Origin of the sequence: Thomasclavelia spiroformis DSM 1552, assembly GCF_025149465.1 — a bacterium.
Classification (GTDB): domain Bacteria; phylum Bacillota_I; class Bacilli_A; order Erysipelotrichales; family Coprobacillaceae; genus Thomasclavelia; species Thomasclavelia spiroformis.
The window spans coordinates 114,737-135,596 of record NZ_CP102275.1 but is presented as its reverse complement, the minus strand read 5'-3'; the positions used below and the strand labels follow the sequence as shown (position 1 = coordinate 135,596).

Below are 20,860 nucleotides of genomic sequence, written 5' to 3'. Positions count from 1 at the left end.
ACTCTACCTACCTTTTATCATTTTCAAAATCGATGCCTTATCATGACCTCTTAATTGTAAATCATAAGCATATTCTAATAACTCTTTATATCTAGATGTTTGTTTTATTCCTAGCTTTTTTAAATCATTTCCACCAACAATCGCCTTTTTACAACTAGTTCCTAACTTAAACATCTTTTCTTTCATAATTGAATCAAAATGATTTATACTTTCATGTTCATCTTTATATCTACCTAGTTTATCACATTTTGTAATTAAAATTAAGTCTTCAATTTTAACTATTCCATCAATCCCTTTTAAAATCCTTAAATAACTATAATCCTTTGCTCCATTTCTAACCATATTCATTAAATGCATATGATAATAAATAATTGTCTTAATATACTTTTGTAATTTTTTATCCACGATCAAAGACTTTAATTGTTCATCAAATACCTTTACTCCGGCTTCATTATGTTTAGGAGCATGACCCTCTTTAGTTGTAACAACTGGTTTTCCAATATCATGCAACAAAGCGCCCCACATAAACCCAAGGGGATAAGCAGTTTTATGACGACATAAAGCTGCTAAATCAGTTACTAATAAAGTATGTTTCCAAACATCACCTTCAGGGTGATAGTCTAATCTTTGCTTTGTTGATGATAAAACATCAAGACATGGGTACAATGCTTTAATATCTTTTAAAAATGATAAGCCAATTGATGGTCGATTACTTAAAAGGAGCTTGTTGTATTCTTGAAACACTCGTTCATTACTTAAATATTTTAACATTCCTTTTTTTACCATTTCTTTACAAATATTTTTTGTTTTTGCTTCAACAAAAAATTCAAATCTTGATGCAAATTGCGCTACTCTTAAAACTCTAAGGGGATCTTCTTCAAATGTTTTTTTATCAACCATTCTTAAAGTACGCTTATTTAAATCTTCAATTCCTCCATAAAAATCATAAATTTTTCCTGTCTTAACTTCATACATTAGTGCATTAACTGTTAAATCTCTTCTTAAAGCTGCAGTTTTTAAGTCAAGATCTTTATTTACTTCTACTTTAAAATCTTGATGCCTATTACCAATTTTAATTTCTGTTCTAGGAAGCGCAAAATCGTAATTAGCTAAAACATCCAATTTTAAAATGCCAAATGATTTACCAATACAATTTACATTACCATATTTCTTCAAAATATTTTCCAATTGTTCAATTGATAAACCATAAACCTCAACATCAACATCATGATAATCCACATGCCCATACATCAACATATCCCGAACTATGCCACCAACTAAAAATGCTCGACCATTTTGATTATAAATATCTTCAAATATTTTATTTGCACAATTACAAAATCTAAACTTATTTTTCACCTTGTAACTCCATAATAATATCTCTAAGTTCCATTGCTCTTTCAAAATCAAGCACTTTAGCAGCATCTTTCATTTGTTTTTCTAATTCATGAATCATTGCTTGTTTATCCTTCTTACTAGCCTTACGCCCTTTCTTGACTAAACTTGCTGCATCATCAATAACTTCTTGACCGCGAATAGCATCACGAATTTCTTTATGAATTGTAGTTGGAATAATATTATGTTCTTTATTATAAGCATCTTGAATTTTACGACGTCGATTGGTTTCTTCAATGGCATAAGCCATTGAATCTGTTATCTTATCACCGTACATAATAACTTCCCCATTACTATTACGCGCAGCACGACCAATTGTTTGAATCAATGAACGATTACTACGTAAAAAACCTTCTTTATCTGCATCTAGAATACATACTAGACTAACTTCAGGTAAATCTAGACCTTCTCTTAATAGGTTGATTCCTACTAATACATCATATTTACCAATCCTTAAATCTCTTAATATTTCAGTTCGTTCTAGTGTTTTTGTATCACTATGTAAATATGCTACTTTAATTCCTAATTCTTTTAAATAAGCACTTAAGTCTTCAGCCATTCGTTTAGTTAGGGTTGTAATTAAAACTCTTTCATTTTTTTCTTGACGCATTTTTATTTCACTAATAATATCATCAATTTGATTTGCAGTTGGACGTACTTCAATTTTAGGATCAAGCAAACCAGTAGGACGAATAATTTGTTCAACTACTTCATTATTAACATGTTCCAATTCATAATCACCAGGAGTTGCTGATACATAAATAACTTGATTAATTATTTTTTCAAATTCTTCAAATCTAAGCGGACGATTATCTAAAGCGCTTGGCAATCTAAAACCGTATTCTACCAATGTCTCTTTTCTTGAACGATCGCCATTATACATTCCTCTTACTTGTGGTAACATAACGTGACTTTCATCAACAATCATTAAAAAGTCTTTAGGAAAATAATCGATTAATGTATAAGGACGTTGTCCTTCTTTACGACCATCAATGTGTCGTGAATAGTTTTCAATTCCTGGACACATTCCTACTTCTCTTAACATTTCTACATCATGACGTGTACGTTGATCTAGACGTTCATATTCTAAAAGCTTTGTTTCATCTCTAAATTCTTTTAATCTTTCTTCTAGTTCTTTGGTAATTGTATCACAAGCTTTTAAAATCTGTTCTTTTTTTGTGACATAACCATATGCTGGATAAATTGTATAAGTATTATAGGCTCCTAAAACATGACCAGTTAACGGATCAACCTCGGTTATTCTTTCAACTGTATCTCCAAATAATTCAATTCTAATTAACCAGTTTTCAGTATGTCCTGGGACAATTTCAATAACATCACCGCGAACTCTAAAAGTTCCCTTTGTCTGTTCAATATCGTTACGTTGATATTGACGATCAACTAAATATGTAAGTAATTCTTTACGATCAATATCTTGGCCAACCCGTAAAGCAAAAATCATTTCTTTATACTGTTCAGGGTTCCCTAACCCATATATTGATGCTACTGATGCTACCACGATAACATCTTCACGTTCAATTAATGAATTCATTGCTGCACTTCTAAGCATCTCTATTTCATAATTAGTTTTAGCATTTTTATCAATATATAAATCCCTACCTGGAATATATGCTTCAGGCTGATAAAAATCGAAGTTTGAAATAAAATATTCTACGCGATTTTCAGGAAAAAATTCTTTTAATTCAGAATATAATTGACCTGCCAAAGTCTTATTATGAGCTAAAACAAGCGTCGGTTTATTAACAGCAGCAATAACATTAGAAACTGTAAATGTTTTTCCAGTTCCCGTTCCTCCAAGTAAAACTTGTTCTTTTTTACCGGCCTTAACTCCGGCAACTAATTTATCGATTGCTTCTATTTGATCTCCCATCGGTTTAAAGGGAGAAACTAATTTAAATTGATGCATTTGTTTGCCTCCTTTAAGTCGTCTCTATTATACCAAGAAAACATATAAGTTAAAAGAATTATACCCATGTCAGCTGTTTATAAAGTAAAAAGGATGCAAAATGCATCCTTATTTTATCGTTTTAATTGTTTTAATTCCAAAAGTAAAATAAATAATATGGAACAACCATACTAACGCTAATACAATTCGACCAATAACTACTTGATTCATCATAACAAATCCAACTGTCATTAAGATTGTAACTAATATCATAATTCTAATCTTAGTTTTCCACGTCATTCCTTTACCATTTACAAAACTCTCTAAATTACTTTTATATAACTTAGTACTAACAAACCAATCATTTAGTCGTTTAGAACTTTTAGTAAAACAGATTGTAGCTAAAAGTAAAAATGGAAACGCTGGAATCAAAGGTAAAATAGCACCAATTGCCCCAAACACTACACCAATACATCCTATGACAATCAATAATCCTCTTTTTATTTTCATATAGTTAGCTTTCTACTTTCAATAAAATGTCGCAATGCTAAAACAGGATGATAAAAAAGCATTCTTGGTCCTGAAAAACGCATAACTTCTTTTATTTTCTTTTGCATATCTGGTTTATAACAATGTACTTTACATTTAGAACAAAATGTTTTTGTTTCCATAAAGGGACATTTATTGATTCGCATATTAGCATAATTTAAAAGCTCATTACACTCTGTACATAAATGTCTACTATGATGTTTTTTACAACAATACAAGCTAATCATTTCTTTAATCATCCGTTTTTCTTTTTCACGTTTTTCAACAATTTTATCCCGCATCAGCTTATCCTCCCGTGTTCAACACAATAGACATTATCAACAATTCTCATTGTCGATTGGCGATGTGATACTAATACAATTGTTCGATCTTCTTTTTCTTCATTAATTGCTTTTAAAATTATTCCTTCATTTAAACTATCTAAATTACTAGTTGGCTCATCTAATAACATAAACGGAGCATCATGTAAAAAAGCCCTAGCTAAACCAATTCTTTGTTTTTGGCCACTTGATAATGTATCTCCTAATTCACCTACTAGTGTATCATATCCTTTTGGTAACGTTAAAATAAAATCATGAATAGCTGCTTTTTTACATGCTTCAACAATTTCTTCATCACTTGCATCTAACTTTGCAATTAAAAGATTATTTTTAATACTATCATGAAAAAGATGTGTTTCTTGATTAACAAAACTTTCCATATTACGTAGATTACTTGTATTTATTTTAGAAACATCTTCATCAGATATTTTTATACTACCTTCTTTAACATCCCAAAAACGCATAAATAATTTAAGTAAGGTTGATTTTCCACTACCACTACATCCTACAATTCCAGTAATAGAATTTTTAGGTATTTTTAACGATAGATTAGATAAAATGATTTCATCATCATATGAAAAAGTAACATTTTTTGCTTTAGCATTTAAAAATTCAATTTCTTTATTACCAGTTATTTCACTTACAACTGGTTTTTCTTCTAAAATATCTAAAACTCGATTTCCAGCAGCAAAAGTATTTTGTAAAGTACTTCCTAGATTAGCTAAAGCAATAACCGGACCAAATGATGAAAATAATGTTAATGTTGAAATTAAAACACCATCAAAACCAATTATATTTTTTTGATATAATAAAGATGAAATAAATAACATTAAAAAATCAAAAATTAAAATAATACTATTTGTTATCGCTGTATTTCTACCAAAATTTATTTTCATTTTTTCTTCTTCTACAATAAGTTCATCAGTATATTCATCCATATCTAATAAACGTTTTTGACTGTTATTATACTGTAGAATTTCTGATAATCCACGTAAACTATCTAATACAAAGCTACTAAGATTTCCTGATTTAGTTCTAAATTTTAAACCATCATTACCATTTAACTTAGAAATGATCATAGGAATAATCAGACCAATAAACAAATATGCCATAAATGCTATTAATCCTAATAACCAATGATAACTTCCAATAAAACCAATCATAATTATCGAAAATAATAATGCAATTACAATTGGTGAAATCGTATGTGCATAAAATACTTCTAATAATTCTATGTCAGAGGTAATAACTGCAATTAAATTCCCTTTATCACGACCTTCTAATTTAGCAGGACACAATTTTCTTAAAGCAACAAAGACCTTATCTCGAAGCAATGCTAATAATTTAAAAGCAATATAGTGATTACATGATTGTTCTATGTATCGAAAAACGCCACGAAACAAAGCACATAAAAGAATAATAATAAAAATAGTACTTAAATTTATTCCAATATTAAAATCTAAAACATCTAAAATTGCATAACCACTTAAAATAGTTATAAAACTAGCACAAAGATGACCAATTAATCCCATTAATATTGCAAGAATCATATAAAGGGTCAGTGGCTTTACTAATTTAATAAGAGATAACATCACTTTATATCCACTACGCTGCTTCATTATCTATCCCTCCTATGCCATATGTTTCCAATTCTTTTTGTTTACTCCATAAACGATAATATATATTATGATTATTTAATAATTCTTCATGCTTTCCTGATTCAATTACTTTTCCATTATCTAATGCGTATATACAATTTGCTTTTACAACATTTGCCAGTCGATGTGAAATCATAATAATTGTTTTTGTCTTAGAAAGTTCATATATTTGATTAATTATTTCATTTTCACTTTCAACATCAATATTTGATGTTGCCTCATCAAATATATAAATTAGGCTGTCATGTAATAATGCTCTAGCAAGAGCCAATCTTTGTCGTTGTCCACCTGATAAATTACTAGCTTTTTCTAACAATTTAGTATCAAGTCCTTGTTGTTCTTTAAAATACTGACTCAAATTAACCTGTTTTAAAACATCCCATAATTCTTTATCACTGGCATCTTTTTTAGCCATACATAAGTTATCTCTAACAGTTCCTTTAAATAAATAACTTTGATTACCTATATAAGTAATATTTTCCATTAGACTACTTTCACTGATCTTAGCTAAATCTACATTACCTACCTTAACACTTCCTCGATAACCTTTATTTCCTCCCGTTAAAATTGCAGCTAAAGTAGATTTCCCACTTCCGCTTTCACCTACAATTCCAATCAACTCACCTTTAGAAATATTCATATCAATATTTGATAAAACATCATTATTTTCTTCATAACTAAAACTCAACTGATTAAGTTTAATATCATAGTTATTAATTGGAAATTGATCTGTAGATAAATTATTTTCTTTTAAATCTATTATTTTAAAGATTTTATCACTTGCTGCCATTCCATTCATTGCAATATGGAAAAATGAACCTAATTGTCGCATTGGAATAAAGAAATCTACAGATAACAAAATAATAAAAACACATCCAAATAAATTAATTTGACCATTTAAATAGTAATAAACAGAGACAATCATTCCTAAAGCTGCTCCACCATAAGCAACTAAATCCATAATCGCAATGGAATTAAGCTGCATAATTAAAACCTTCATTGTAATCTTTCTAAATTTCTCAGCTTCAATATTCATTTCATTATTTTTAAACTCATCACTTTGATAAATCTTTAAAGTAGTTAGTCCCTGTAAATTTTCAAGAAATGTATCACCTAAAGATGTATATTGTCCCCAATATTTAGATAACAGCTTTTTTGCCCATGTTTGTACTACAGCAATCGAGATAGGAATTAGTGGCACACATATCAATAATATACTTGCAACAACAATATTAATAAATCCTATTACAATAAATAATGTAATTGGGGCAATCATAGCATAAAAAAACTGTGGTAAATATGCTCCAAAATATGTTTCTAATTGTTCTACCCCTTCAACAGCTACTTGCACAACCTCAGAAGTTTTAATTTGTTCTTTGTATGATAATCCAATTTTAAGTAGTTTATCATAAATCATTGGTCGAAGTTTTTTCTTTACAATTTTAGATGATTGAAAACTCATTCGATTAGCTAAAATTGTAAAACCACTTCTTACAATAATTGTAATTAATACAATAATGAGTGTATTTATAAAAATATCACCTGTTACATTTTTTAAAAATACACTTTCCATAAATTTTGCTAAGCTAAACATCATAATAATATTTGCCAATAACGTAAAACACTGAAAAATAACATTTAAGATAATGTATTTTTTACTTTCCTTTACTGTATTAATTAATCGCTTATTGATCATCATAAATAATTTTCACCTTCATTTCATTCATTTATAGTCAAAAATGTCTAACAGATATTTTAAAATAATAGTTAGATTAATATAACATTTGTATTTTAATCTATTTTATATCTCTTGTCAATGTTATGTGAATATAACTTTTTTATCTAAACTATAAATATTTTAATAATTCTTTATATTTAATTTATTGATTATTAAATACTAATATGTATAATATTATTGAATTTTGGAGAAAGGAAAAAATAAGATTATATCAATTAAATTTAATAACTATAATCTTATAAATTAGTAAATATGGATCAAAGAAAAAAGAAAATATTAAGTATAGTAATTCTGATAGCAGTAATACTGATAGTTAGTATTGGGTGGTTTGTTATTAAAAATAACAAATATGATGCCTATAATCAGTATAATACCGACAATAAGGATACTGGAGAAGTAATGCATTATAGTAAAGAAAGTGATAAGCTGTATGTTTCTCTATTTTATCCAAAAACCGAAAGTAAAAAACTTAATCGCATTATCAATGATTACTACACAGAATATCTTAATCATCAAAAAAACAATAAAGATAGTAAAGATATTATTTATATGGATTATTCAACTGATAAAGTATTTGACCAGTATCTTAATCTTTCATTTACAGTTGAGCGATATAACGAAGATAATAAAAAAACAGCTACTGAAACTAAACGCTTTGCTTATGATTTAAATAACGAAAAGATGCTTAGTGTAAATGACTGTCTAAGAAGATCTTATAAAAGAGCATTAGCAAATATCAACGGAATAGCTGAAATTGAACCTGAACATACAGAACTTAAAATCGGGGAAAAAAATCTAATAATTTATAACAATGACAAAGAAAAAATAGAAATAAATTATGAGCAAAATAAAGAACTGATCAGGCTGGCAAATAAAAATATTCCATCTGAAGCACCGTTAGATGTAAAAGAACCAGCAGCACAGCCCAAAATAGATCCAAATAAAAAAATGATAGCAATAACATTAGATGACGGACCCCATAAAAGCAATACAATAAGAACAGTAGAACTGTTTGAAAAATATAACGGAAGAGCAACTTTTTTAATGCTAGGGAAGAATGTAAAACAGTATCCAGAAATAGTAAAAACAGTATATGAACAAGGATTTGAAATAGGGAGTCATTCATGGGATCATCCGGATTTCAGAAAACTTGATGCAAATGGAATAGAAAAACAGATAGTAGATACACAAAATGAGATATTCAAAATAACAGGATATGAACCAGAAATCATCCGACCACCATATGGAGCAGTGAATGAAACAGCAAAACAGGTAATAGCAGATAATGGAATGAAGATAGCACTGTGGAATTTAGATACAGAAGACTGGAAAGTAAAGAATGCAAGTAAAATAAAGGAAACAATAGTAAACAAAGCATTTGATGGAGCAGTAATATTGATACATGATATTCATACATTTACGATAGATGGATTAGAGATGGCATTAGAGGAACTAAATAGAAATGGCTACCAGTTTGTAACGTTGGAAACCTTAAGTCAATATAAAGAATTGAAAAATGTTATACGTTAAAATAAAACCAGCTTGAACTAATAGTTTTAGCTGGTTTTGTTTTTATATTTAATTCATAATTTCAAGTAATTTTTTATATTGATAATCATTAGCCGGTTCATCAATAAAAATAAGTAATTTACTTAATAAAATATCTTTATCATGATCTTGATAAATTCCATCAACTGTTAAATTATTGGTACTTTCAAATTGCTTTAAAGCTGCAACAGTTTCATTTGAAAAATAACCATCCTCTCTTTTACAATCATAACCTAATATCTTTAATCCTTTTTGTAGTGATTTAACATTACTATCGACACAATCAAAGCTTAAATTATTTTCAATTACTCTAGTTGAAATTTCACTAATATCAGTATTTTCAACTAAATAATCAGGCGTTAATCCCTCACCATTAATCCATTTACCGCTAGGTAACATCCAACGAGCATAAGTATATTTTAATACAGAACCATCACTTAATTGCTTCTGTGTTTGAGCAGTTCCTTTTCCATAAGTCTGGCTTCCTACTAATTTAAAATTACATAGTTCCTGTAGTGCCCCAGCAACAACTTCTGAAGCAGAAGCAGTCTGTCCATCAACTAAAATATAACTATTAGGAAAATTATATTTTGGTCCATCAGATGCCTTAGCTTTTTGAGCAGCACCTTTTTTTTCTTTCATTTGATACATTGTTTGACCTTTATCAACAAACAAATTTAACACATCATTAGCAGCTACTAAATAGCCCCCACCATTACCTCGTAAATCAAAAACAATATTATTAATTTTTGCATCAACAAACTGTTCCAAATAATTTTCTACTTCTTCACCGGTTGATGACCCGAATGTCGTAATTTCAATATAACCAAATTTTTTTCCATTTTCTTCTCTTATTTCACCATTTACTGCCGTTTCTACATTACCTCTTTTTACATCAGCAACAAAATTTTCATTATTTCGATATCCAGATAATTTAACTATTGTTCCTGCTTCACCACGAACTAGTTTTTTTACTTCTTCGCTATCTTTACCTATAATATCAGTATTATCAACTTTATTAATAATGTCACCTACTTTAATATTGCTGGCACTAGCCGGACTATTTGGATAAACTTCAGTAACAAGAATCCCACTATTTAAACTTATAAACCCAATCCCTATACCATCAAAATTACCATCTACACTTTGATTAAATGCTAATGATTCCTCAAAGGTAAAGTATGATGAATGAATATCCTCTAAGGAACTTACTAAAGCAGCAATTGAGTTACCTTCAATATTAACTTTTGTATCATTTGGATTATACCAGTCATTTTTTAAGATATGATATGCTTCATCTAAAATAGTAGTATCACCACTACTTTTTATTATATTATTATTTTGATTATTGATTATATAACCAAAGATAAAGCCAATTCCTAAACAAATAATCATTGAAACGATGAAAAGAATTTCTTTTATTCGTCTTTTTTTTATTACCTTTTTTGGTTGTGGCCTTGATTCTATATTTTTTTCCATGCTTTCACCCCACTTTATATATTCTAGCATATAATTTTAAGATTACATAGAAAAATTTATCATTCCATATAAGCATTAATTCCTTTTACTATTCCATCAACAATTTTATCTTGATAACTACTCTCACCTAATAATTTATCTTCTTCATAATTAGATAAAAAACCCATTTCTACAATTGTTACTGGTACTGTGCACCAATTAATTCCACTCATTGTATCACTAATCATCACGCCACGATTTCTACTCCCTGTTTGGCTACAAATATTATCCACAATACATTTCGATAAATTATAAGATGCCTTAGCAATTTGACTACAATAAGGATTATTTAAGGATGGTGCCATTGTTAATGTTCCACTAACACTACTAGAATCAGCACTATTACAATGTAATCTAATAAAAGCGGTGCAATTACTATCGTTAGCAATCATCGCTCTTTCACGATTAGAAATATTAACATCTTGATTAGTTCGAATCATTTTTACCTGATATCCTGATGTTTCTAATTTTTGTTGTAATTTTATTGCAACTTCTAAATTAATCACAGATTCTAACTTACCAGTACCAACCCCTGTTGCACCTGTAGTTACTTTTGCTTTTGTTTCGCTAGCTCCAGGTCCAATTGGTTCTTGTTCACTATTTCCATGAGCCTGATGTCCCGCATCAATTACAATTAAATGATTATTTTTAATTACAGATAAATCCTGTTCTTGATTAATTGGTTCTTGTGGTTCTTTGATTGTTTCAGGTAACTTTATCTCTCTTTGATTAGTTATATATGATATTTCTTGTTGCTTTAAAATATTTGTTTTAATTATATCTTTTTGTTGCTCTTGATTGACACAACCTGTAACTAATAGACTTATAAATAATAATTTTATTATATTTTTCATACTCTTCCCCTTTTAACTATTACATATAATTTAACACGATTTTATTAGTTTTTAAAGACTATAAAAAAATGTCTAGATAAATTATCTAGACATAATTTTTGTAAAATTATTAACTATTAATAATTGCATTTAATTCATTATCAATCATTTCTCTTAATGTTTCACAACTCTTATCAAATTTACTTTGATCAACATCATTTAAATGTAATGTCATGATTTTAGAAACACCATTTCGATTAATTATTGCAGGTACTCCAATATATAAGCCTTCTTGCTTATACTCTCCTTGTTGATAAGCAGAAACAGTCAAAACCGCATTTTCATTACTTAAAATAGCTGTAATTAAACGATTTAAAGATAATCCAATTCCATAATAAGTAGCATTTTTTCTTTTAATAATTTCATATGCTGCTTGTTGTACTTCCTTATATATATTATGCATTTCATTCATATCAATACCCATTTCAACAACATATTCCATCATACTCTTGCAACCAATATAAGTGTTCATCCATGGAACGAATGAAGAATCACCATGCTCACCTAAAATATAAGCATGAATATTTGTTGAAGCAATATTTAAATGTTCACTCAATAAATATCTTAATCTTGCTGTATCTAAAATAGTACCACTTCCAATTACCCTATTAGTAGGTAAACCTGATACTTTTTGCACTACATAACTCATTAGATCAACTGGGTTACTTGCAACAATAATAATTCCATCAAAACCAGTATCCATAATTGATCGTGTAATAGATTTCATAATTTTAGCATTGATGCTTGCTAACTCTAATCTTGTTTGACCTGGTTTTTGAGCTGCACCGGCAGTAATTACTACTATATCAGCATCTTTACAATCACTATAATCACCAGCTTTTACTTTTAAACTACTTTTACTATATGGAAGCCCATGGCTAATATCCATTGCTTCTCCAACTGCTTTTTCTTGATCGATATCAATCAATACTAACTCATCTATTCCTCCTGTATTTAATACAGAATAAGCCATTGACATCCCCACCAAGCCTGTTCCAACTAATACAACTTTCTTTAAATCATCATTTCTTTCCATGTGATTCCCTCCTATATTTAAATAATAATAATTATTATTGTTTTTGTCATCTAATATGCTCTATAATTTATTATCACCAAAATAAAAATAAACATACTACTAAAATCCTAAAATTGAAATTATATAACCAGCTGCTAAAGCAACTAAATATGAAATAATTAATATTTTAAAGGAAATTTTTTTATTATCACTATATTTTAATAATGCTAATGTTCCTACCCCAGCACTTGTAGTTAAACCTGTAAATAATGCTCCAAAACTTAAACCACCACTTACATATAATTGCGTTAAGACTACCGAACCTGCACAATTAGGAATAAAACCTATTAATCCAGCAATAATAGGCTGAAATTGCATATTTGTTTTCAACAACGTACTTAAATTTTCCTCACCTATATATGTAATTAGGACAGTAAAAACTATATTTGTTAATAAAATAAAGACAAAAATATTAAATGTATGTTTTAAAGCTGGTACAACTATTCCATCTTTACAACCACAGTCACATGGCGCAATTTGCAAATATTCATAATCATCTCTATTTCTATGTTCAAAATAATCAACTATTAATCCTACTAATGTTCCTAATACTATTTTACCAATAATTAATATTACTAGCACTTTCCATAAATTAAGATGAATTGCTAAAATTGCTAAAGCCTCATCACTTGTAGCAATGAATATAGCCAGTAAAGTTCCAGTTGTAAGATATTTCATTGAATATAATTTTGCTGCAACAACAGAAAAACCACATTGTGGAATACAACCTACAATCGATCCAATAAATGGGCCTATTTTATCATATTTTAAGATTTTATTAGTTATATCTTTATTTGATAGATACTCAACTAACAAACAGGCAATAAATAATATTGGTAATGTTACTAATGATTCTTCAATCGGTTCAATTAATATTTCCATTTCTGCACCCCAATTCTATAAATTAAATCATATAATATCATAATATTAAATATTTGCAATTATTATACTTTTATATCAAAACAATAAAAAAAGATGATTTACTTAATAAATCATCAAATTCTATCTATTTATCTAATTTATTTAAAATTAAACCAATTCCTAAAAAGATAAATGTAAAAGCAAGGAAACCACCAGAAGTAGCTAACAATGTTTGAGCAACCACTACCCATTGTTCTAGTAATGATACTCCAGCTTGTTGTGCTGAACTAGCTAAGTTTATCCAACCATATGCAGTTACAAATATAGTTATGATTAAAAATAAAACAGATAATACATAAAATAATATCGCTGATTTCTTTTTCATATTAAACACTCCATTCCAAAATATTTTATCATAAATAAAAGATAAAGTAAAAGAGGAATTATCTCCATAGATCCAATTCCCCTTTTTACTAAATAAAATCTATTTCTTTAAAATATTGATTATTTTAATTATTTAGATTTTTTTCTTCTTTTTGCACCGAACATTGCAATAGATGCTAATGCTAAACCAGCAATTGATGATAACATACTTGTTGAATCACCTGTTGCAATAGCAGTCTTATCACCAGCATTTACTTTATCACCAGAAGCAACATTATTGTCTGCACTAACTGGTACTAAAGCATCAATGCTTGCTTGTAATCCTTCTACAGCAGCTTTAACTGCAGCTTCATCAGCACTTTCATTTGCTAATGTTGATTGAGCAACTAATAATGCAGAACGTAAGTTTGCATAAGAATCAGCTGTATAATTAGCAGCTTCAAAGCTTTGTGCTTTATTAATTAAATCTTCTAATAAATCTTTATTTGGAATTAATCTCAATTCTAGATATGCTCTTACTAATGCTTCATAAGCAGCATTTACTTCATCTTGAGTTGCGTCTTTATTTGCAAGCACTTCATTAGCTTTTGCCATTGGATCAGCAAGTTTTGCCCATGATGCTTCTGTATATAATTTTTCATCTAATCCATTAACTTTATCTACCATTGCTTGTAATGCTGTCTTATCAGCAACAACAACTAATTGTGCATATCCATCTTTTAAGTTATTTAATGCTTCTTTTACTTCATATTCTAAGGCATTTTCATCATCTCTAACAGCGATTGCTGCATCTAATGCACCTTTAAATACTTCCCATGAAGCTGTAGTATAATTATTTTCTTCAAGTTTACTATATTCTTCAACTAATTTTATTAATTCTGTTTTGTCACCTTTTACAAAGTCTACCATTTGAATAGCTGTTGCAAGGCGGAAGAATGAAGCATCAACTGTAACTTGATCAGCATTTGAGTCAGCTAAAATTCCTTCAGCTTCTGCAAGTGCTGCGTTGAATTCTGCCACTACCGCAGGAATAACATTGTTTAATGCTCCTTGTTCTTTAAGTGCATTTGCAGTAGTTACTGCTGCTTCTAATGCAGCTTTATTTACTGTTTCTACTTCTCCACTTTCAGTAGTTCCATAGAAGTTTAATTCAGCGATAGATGCATATGCATTATTTCTATCACCTAATGATTCGATTGCAATAAATCTTACATATTGAGCTTTTGTTGTATCAAATTTAATTTCTTTTTCTTTACCAGGATCAGTCAATGAATTACCATCATTTTCTAGATATCCTTCAACAACTGGTGTAAATGCAGTTCCATCAGTACTTACTTCAATACGATAATGTGTAATATGTCCATTACGACTATTTTGACGTGGTAACATATTAACTTGTTCTAAGTCATAAACAGCACCTAAATCAATAGTTACATATTGTGGTAATTTATAACTTGAATTGTAATTTGAATGCCAAATTGTATCTGTTTTACCATCAATTGTATAACTTGCATCTTCTTTTTCTGCAGCAGACATACTTGATTCATCATAACGTTTTAATGTATTTTGAGGAATTAAGTTTTGACTAGATGGTTGATCAGTATTAGAACCTTTGAATTCTAATTCTTTCATTGCATTAACAATGTCAATTGTAATTTTATCAACAGCAGCTTGAGTTACGTCTTTTGAAGAAATTAATTCTTTTGCACTAGTAACTAATCCTTTTACTTTAGCATAACTTTCAACTGTATATAAGTTTTCATATAAATCTTCAAACTTATCAATTTGTCCTTGTAATACAGACGTATCTACACCTTCAACAACTTTAAATTCTTTAGTAGCAGTAAATTGTCCATCTTCTGATGTTGCAGTTAAAGTTACTGTTCCTTCTTTAATACCTTGAACTGCATAAATATATTTATCTTCCATTGGAATTTTAATTACTTTTGCAATAGTTTCATCACTACTTGTAATTTCGTAGAATGGATTACTTGCATTATCTGGTGTTACAACAGCAGATACTTCTGCAATCGCACCTGTGTATACACTATCAGCACTATCTTTAGTGAATTCAATACCTGTAGCTTTTACTGCACTATCAGTTTCAAATTCAATTTCACGTAATGATAACATACGGTTTGTTTCACTACCAGTAGTTGTTCCAGTAGCTGTACCAGTACTTGTTAATGGTGTAATTACTACACGATCGATATTTGTAGCTTCTTTAGGAACTGTAAATTCAAACACTTCTCTATTTTCATTAATAGTTCCTAAATCATATTCTGTATCACCAGCATAAGCAGTTGCTTTAATACTTGTTACAGAGCCGTTACCACCTACACGGTTATAAACTTTAATTGTTTTTAATGGTTCTGCTTCATTAAATGTAAAATTCATATCTGTAGGAAGTTTTACTTCTTCAGCAATATCTCCAGCTTCAGGATAAGTATTTAAATACCATTTGAATTCTGCAAGTGTTCCAGATTTATCACCATCAAATAATAATTCCTTCCAGTTAGATTGTTGCCATAATTCACTACCATCCATGCCTTGTTTTTTATCATTATCAAATGTAATAGCTTTGATATCATTTAATCCTAAGACATCTTTTGTTTCTGGAGCTGTTGGTTCTTGTGTAATATCAATCAAAGCATCAGCTTTTGATAAATCTTGACCAACTACGATTGCTTGTGTAGCTTTTGTATCCCAATTAAAATCTTGAGTAGCTCTAATTGTAACTTTAGCAAGACTTCCAGTTCCGTTAATTAATTCTTGTGTTCCTTCATTAGCGAAACATACATAGTTATCAACTGAACCATCATTATGGAATCTAGTTTTTGAGAAGTTTCTCATAAATACTGTTGATAATGAGGCGCTACCAAAATTAGTTACTTCAAATAAGTCAGTATCAACCGGCATTTCAACACTAAATGCATTAACGTTCTTTAAACCAATTCCATAAAAGTCTAATGTTACTTCATCTCCAGCTTTAATATCTGTTTTTGAAGGAACTATTTCAATCTTACCTTCAACACCTTTTGCAGCTTGTGAAGGATTTACAGGTTCATCACCTAACATTCTAGATACAAATGAAATATCATAGGCATCAATAATTTGGTTATTATCAATATTTCCTAATGTTGAATATTCCCAATCGTTATCAACTGGTTTCAATCCAACATAGTTTTCATAGAATGTTAAGTCATTATTGTCAACTTTACCTGAGTTATTAACATCACCAACAACCCAAGCATTTGTACCATCTAATTTATATGGTGTAATTTCAGAAGCAGAGAAGAATCCACCTTTTGATTCTAAAACACTTAATTTTAAGTAGCGTGCTTTTACACCATTTAACGTAACTTCCTTAATATCTGGATCTTCCATACTACTTGAGTATGTCCAAGCAGCATTTTCTTTTCCATCCCATACTTTTGTATAATTGATACCATCTAAACTTGCATAGACATCCATACGTGTAACAGTACCATTACCTTTGTTATCCATACGTGGTTGGTAAGTCAATTTATCAAGTTGATAAGCCGCTCCTAAGTCTAATGTCATCATTTGATCTGGAGTTACAGCTTTTGTTGAGTGGAACATTGTATTTGTATTATGGTCAAATGCATCTTCTAAATCTCCCCATGAATCTCCATAGCTCCAATCTGCAGTAAAATTAGGCACATTACGATATGGATTATCATCAGTTTGAATATTAAGTGGTTGAGACCATGCAGAATAATGACCATCAGCTCTTACTGCACGCACACGATATGTATGATCAGTTAAATATTTTAATCCACTATGTGTATAAGTAGAATCTAAAATATTTCTATATACTGTACCATCTACTTCAATATCGTAACTTACCGCATCTTCCATATCATCCCAATCAAGAATAATTTCAGAATCTGTTTTTGATTGTTCTACAAAGTTTGTAGGAACAGCTACTGATGAATCTTCAATATCTTCACCTAAATCTTGAGTGTTTTCAAATCCTTCAACATTTACAGTGAAGTCATATTCAGTAATATCTACTTTTTCAGCAGATTTTACATATAATTTTGGTGTTGTTGTTTCTTCAATATTAGCATATTTAGTTCCCTCAGTTGCATAATCTTTAACAATTACAGAAGGATTTTCATTATAGAAGTATACATTACCTTTAGCCGCATCATATTCTTCTTGAGTTGAAACAGCTGTAAATACAACATCTTTACCAGCAACATTACCTGTTACTTTTGTTGGTGCTTTTGAAGCATTTACTACAAATTCAGTAGATCTTTCTTTTACCATTCCAGAATAACTTCCTACTGATTTTTCTGCTTTTAAAGTAGCAATTCCATCTTTAACATCAGAAGTTAATAAAGTTTTACTAGATGCTCCACCTAATGTTTTACCATCATCTTCATATGCTTCAAATTGTGTTGAACCATATGGATAGAATTCAACAATACGTTGTGATCTATCTAGACCATCTGTATTTGTTTCTGATACTGCTTCAGGGTTATTGTTTTCTGCATACATAGGAATGATTGACCCATTTTTTACAAATAATGGCAATTTCCAGATAGGAGCATCAAAGTTATTTAATACTTGTCCACCTCGATATTGTTTTCCTGTAAAATAATCAATCCATACATCGCTTGTTCCAGGTAAATAGATATCATTTCTAACATCATTTCCTTCTGCATCAGCAGCTGTGTTTTGGTAAATTGGTGCTACTAAGAAATTATCTCCCCACATATATTGGTATTGAGTAGCAGTTCCTAAAGTATAAGCATTTTCTTCTTCCAAGAACATTGCTCTAATCATTGGTAATCCACCTTCAGCAGTTGCTTCATGTGAAATTGTATTAATATATGGCATTAATTGAGCCTTTAATTTTAAATAAGTTCTATTGATAGATGTTACATCTTCACCTAAAGCCCAAGGTGTTTTTTGATTAGATCCCCATCCATCCATATCTAACATATATGTACTGAATGCTTTCCATTGGAAATCACGTGTGTTAATAATTTTATTACTTCCACCAAAGATTCCATCCATGTCACTACCTACATTTGGTTGACCTGATAAAGCTGTTCCAATATAAGTTGGAATATGGAATCTAATATATTCCCAATTTCCTCCTGATTGGTCACCAGTCCAAATACCACCATAACGTTGAGTACCTGCCCAACCATCTAAAGTAACAATAGCTGGTTTTAATCCAGATCTAGAAGCGATTGCATCATAAGCAACACTTACACCGTTTAAAGCAAATGAGTATGCAGGACCTACCCAAGCAACATCGGTTTTAGTTGCATGAACACCAGCTTCAACTTCTTTATAAATATCACGTTCACCTTTTTGAGGGTTACTTGGATCAGCAGGCCATAAATTTGATTGTGTCCATAACCCTGTTTCAACCCCATTTGCCTTTGCAAAATCAGCAAAGTTTTTTAAGTTATCAATATCTCCAGCTTGAGTATCTGCTTGACCATAACCACAACCATAACCATCATTTGGAGCAAACCAACCCAAAGGCATATCATTTGCTTTGTGATCTTCAATAACTTGTTGAGCTGTAGTATTACCACCTAATAATGTTTCTTTAACTCCACCATTATCAGATTGTGATTCTTTATACCATTTATCACCTAATTTAACTGCTCCGCTAGTTCCTTCTGGTACTTCTAACCAGTAATCACGGTTGTAGCAGTTTAAATGCCCTAAATATGAAGCATATTCAGGTAATTCAGCAGGTGTACCAGTTAATTCATAGTAATCACCTAAAATATCCTCAGCACTATCATCTACAAAATAATAAGCATCAAATCTTTTTTCATTATGAGTAGTTGTAACAGTTCCGTCACCTTTTGAATCAAAATCGTATTGACCAGGTTTCCATGTATTTCTTACAACCCCATAACCATCCGTTGACCAATAGAATGGATTAGGGCTGGCTACTGATCCATCAACCCAAGTATTTGTAGCTACAATTTTGATAGATTTACCTTTGTGTGAGAAGTAACCATTTTGTGTCCCTCCACCAAAGAAATATTCTTTTTCATTAGTTTTTAATGTTTGAACAGTACTTCCTGATTTATATTTTAATGGTGCAGCTTCTTCCCATACAACTGTTCCATCAGCTTTCATTAATTTCATTAATGAAGTTTCTTTAACTATTTCTAATTTAATTTTATCAGTTGAAATAGTATATTTATCTCCATCATCTGTTAATTCAGGAACTACATCATATTCAGCTTTATATTGATCATCTGTTTTATTTGTAATAGTTGCAGTATGATCACTTCCATTAGGTGTTGGATATTCTTGGAACTCTTCTCCTTCAGGAGCCATATACATTCTAAATACATTTTGTTCTAAGAATGTAAAACGAATTTTTTCACCTGTTCTAATAGTTAAATCAACTTTATTGCCATCAACCACAGCAGATGTAACCGCACCTAACACATTATAACCAGCTTCATCAACCTCTAATGTACTGATTTGATCATTTAGTGCATTTTTAGCCGATAAACCAATAGTAGTTGTACTAATTGTTGAAAGTGACATCATCGCAGCTAATGACCAAACACTAATTTTGTGAAATGTCTTTTTATTCATCTTATATCCCCTTTCTCTAAATCCCATGAATTTACATTTCTCTTATAACATAGCTTTATAATAAATTTTAGTTTTTAACATCTCCTTTCTTATAATAGATTTAAGTATAGTATAAATACTTATTACATAAACTTTTATCAATAGAAAAGTGATACTTCAGTCACTGCGTTATCTTAACAGCAAACTGATGCGATAATTGCATACCTCAAATGTAATGGGTTTCATTATCCTCTATAATAATATATCAAAACTAGTGAATAGTATTTAAAATTTTTAAAAATAAATTTGCACTTTTACACAATTTAGTAAAAACGCTCAAATAATTTAACATAATTTAAATTTTTTCGATTTTTACATACATTCATTCCCATCAAAATAGTAAAATATCCTGAATATATCGTAT

At 29.7% G+C, this 20,860-nt stretch carries 13 protein-coding genes; 1 reads left to right on the top strand and 12 read right to left on the bottom strand.

The genetic code is table 11. The features are described 5' to 3' along the window. Nucleotides 1–3 precede the first annotated feature (3 nt). The 6 genes from NQ543_RS00560 to NQ543_RS00535 form a co-directional block, all read right to left on the bottom strand. The gene (locus NQ543_RS00560) at nt 4–1,359 is read right to left on the bottom strand and encodes a CCA tRNA nucleotidyltransferase (protein WP_004610756.1); all 1,356 of its coding nucleotides are present in this window, start codon (nt 1,357–1,359) and stop codon (nt 4–6) included. Further along, a complete protein-coding gene (gene uvrB / locus NQ543_RS00555) occupies nt 1,349–3,322 on the bottom strand; it encodes an excinuclease ABC subunit UvrB (RefSeq protein ID WP_004610757.1) in 1,974 nt (657 codons plus the stop codon). Before uvrB ends, NQ543_RS00560 begins: the two co-directional genes overlap by 11 nt. A 108-nt stretch (nt 3,323–3,430) precedes the next feature. Further along, entirely contained in the window at nt 3,431–3,811 is a 381-nt protein-coding gene (locus NQ543_RS00550) for a YbaN family protein (protein WP_004610758.1), read from the bottom strand. Beyond that, the gene (locus NQ543_RS00545) at nt 3,808–4,131 is read right to left on the bottom strand and encodes a nitrous oxide-stimulated promoter family protein (protein WP_004610759.1); all 324 of its coding nucleotides are present in this window, start codon (nt 4,129–4,131) and stop codon (nt 3,808–3,810) included. The genes NQ543_RS00550 and NQ543_RS00545 overlap by 4 nt, the downstream gene beginning before the upstream one ends. After that, nucleotides 4,131–5,789, bottom strand: a complete 1,659-nt coding sequence (locus NQ543_RS00540) for an amino acid ABC transporter ATP-binding/permease protein (RefSeq protein ID WP_004610760.1) — start codon at nt 5,787–5,789, stop codon at nt 4,131–4,133. Before NQ543_RS00540 ends, NQ543_RS00545 begins: the two co-directional genes overlap by 1 nt. Then, nucleotides 5,776–7,527 carry an ABC transporter ATP-binding protein/permease gene (locus NQ543_RS00535; RefSeq protein ID WP_004610761.1) on the bottom strand — a complete coding sequence of 584 codons (1,752 nt, stop codon included), beginning with the start codon at nt 7,525–7,527 and terminating at the stop codon, nt 5,776–5,778. Before NQ543_RS00535 ends, NQ543_RS00540 begins: the two co-directional genes overlap by 14 nt. 291 nt (nt 7,528–7,818) lie before the next feature. Here NQ543_RS00535 and NQ543_RS00530 point away from each other — a divergent pair, with 291 nt between their 5' ends. Then, complete coding sequence (locus NQ543_RS00530) at nt 7,819–9,096, top strand: polysaccharide deacetylase family protein (RefSeq protein WP_004610762.1); 1,278 nt, start codon at nt 7,819–7,821, stop codon at nt 9,094–9,096. 48 nt (nt 9,097–9,144) lie between these two features. Here the strand turns inward: NQ543_RS00530 and NQ543_RS00525 are convergent, their stop codons facing one another. From NQ543_RS00525 to NQ543_RS00500, 6 genes are all read right to left on the bottom strand, one after another. Continuing rightward, on the bottom strand, nt 9,145–10,593 hold the full coding sequence (locus tag NQ543_RS00525; RefSeq protein ID WP_039904777.1) for a S41 family peptidase: 1,449 nt from the start codon (nt 10,591–10,593) through the stop codon (nt 9,145–9,147). Nucleotides 10,594–10,652: 59 nt separating this feature from the next. Next, a complete protein-coding gene (locus NQ543_RS00520) occupies nt 10,653–11,486 on the bottom strand; it encodes an N-acetylmuramoyl-L-alanine amidase (RefSeq protein WP_004610764.1) in 834 nt (277 codons plus the stop codon). Nucleotides 11,487–11,595: 109 nt separating this feature from the next. Further along, nucleotides 11,596–12,561, bottom strand: a complete 966-nt coding sequence (locus NQ543_RS00515; RefSeq protein WP_004610765.1) for an L-lactate dehydrogenase — start codon at nt 12,559–12,561, stop codon at nt 11,596–11,598. Nucleotides 12,562–12,660: 99 nt separating this feature from the next. After that, nucleotides 12,661–13,482 (bottom strand): putative manganese transporter, encoded by an 822-nt coding sequence (locus tag NQ543_RS00510; RefSeq protein ID WP_004610766.1) that lies wholly within the window; start codon nt 13,480–13,482, stop codon nt 12,661–12,663. A gap of 124 nt (nt 13,483–13,606) precedes the next feature. Further along, the gene (locus NQ543_RS00505; RefSeq protein ID WP_004610767.1) at nt 13,607–13,846 is read right to left on the bottom strand and encodes a hypothetical protein; all 240 of its coding nucleotides are present in this window, start codon (nt 13,844–13,846) and stop codon (nt 13,607–13,609) included. A 128-nt stretch (nt 13,847–13,974) separates the two neighbouring features. Next, complete coding sequence (locus tag NQ543_RS00500) at nt 13,975–20,457, bottom strand: discoidin domain-containing protein (RefSeq protein ID WP_050752831.1); 6,483 nt, start codon at nt 20,455–20,457, stop codon at nt 13,975–13,977. Nucleotides 20,458–20,860 lie beyond the last annotated feature (403 nt).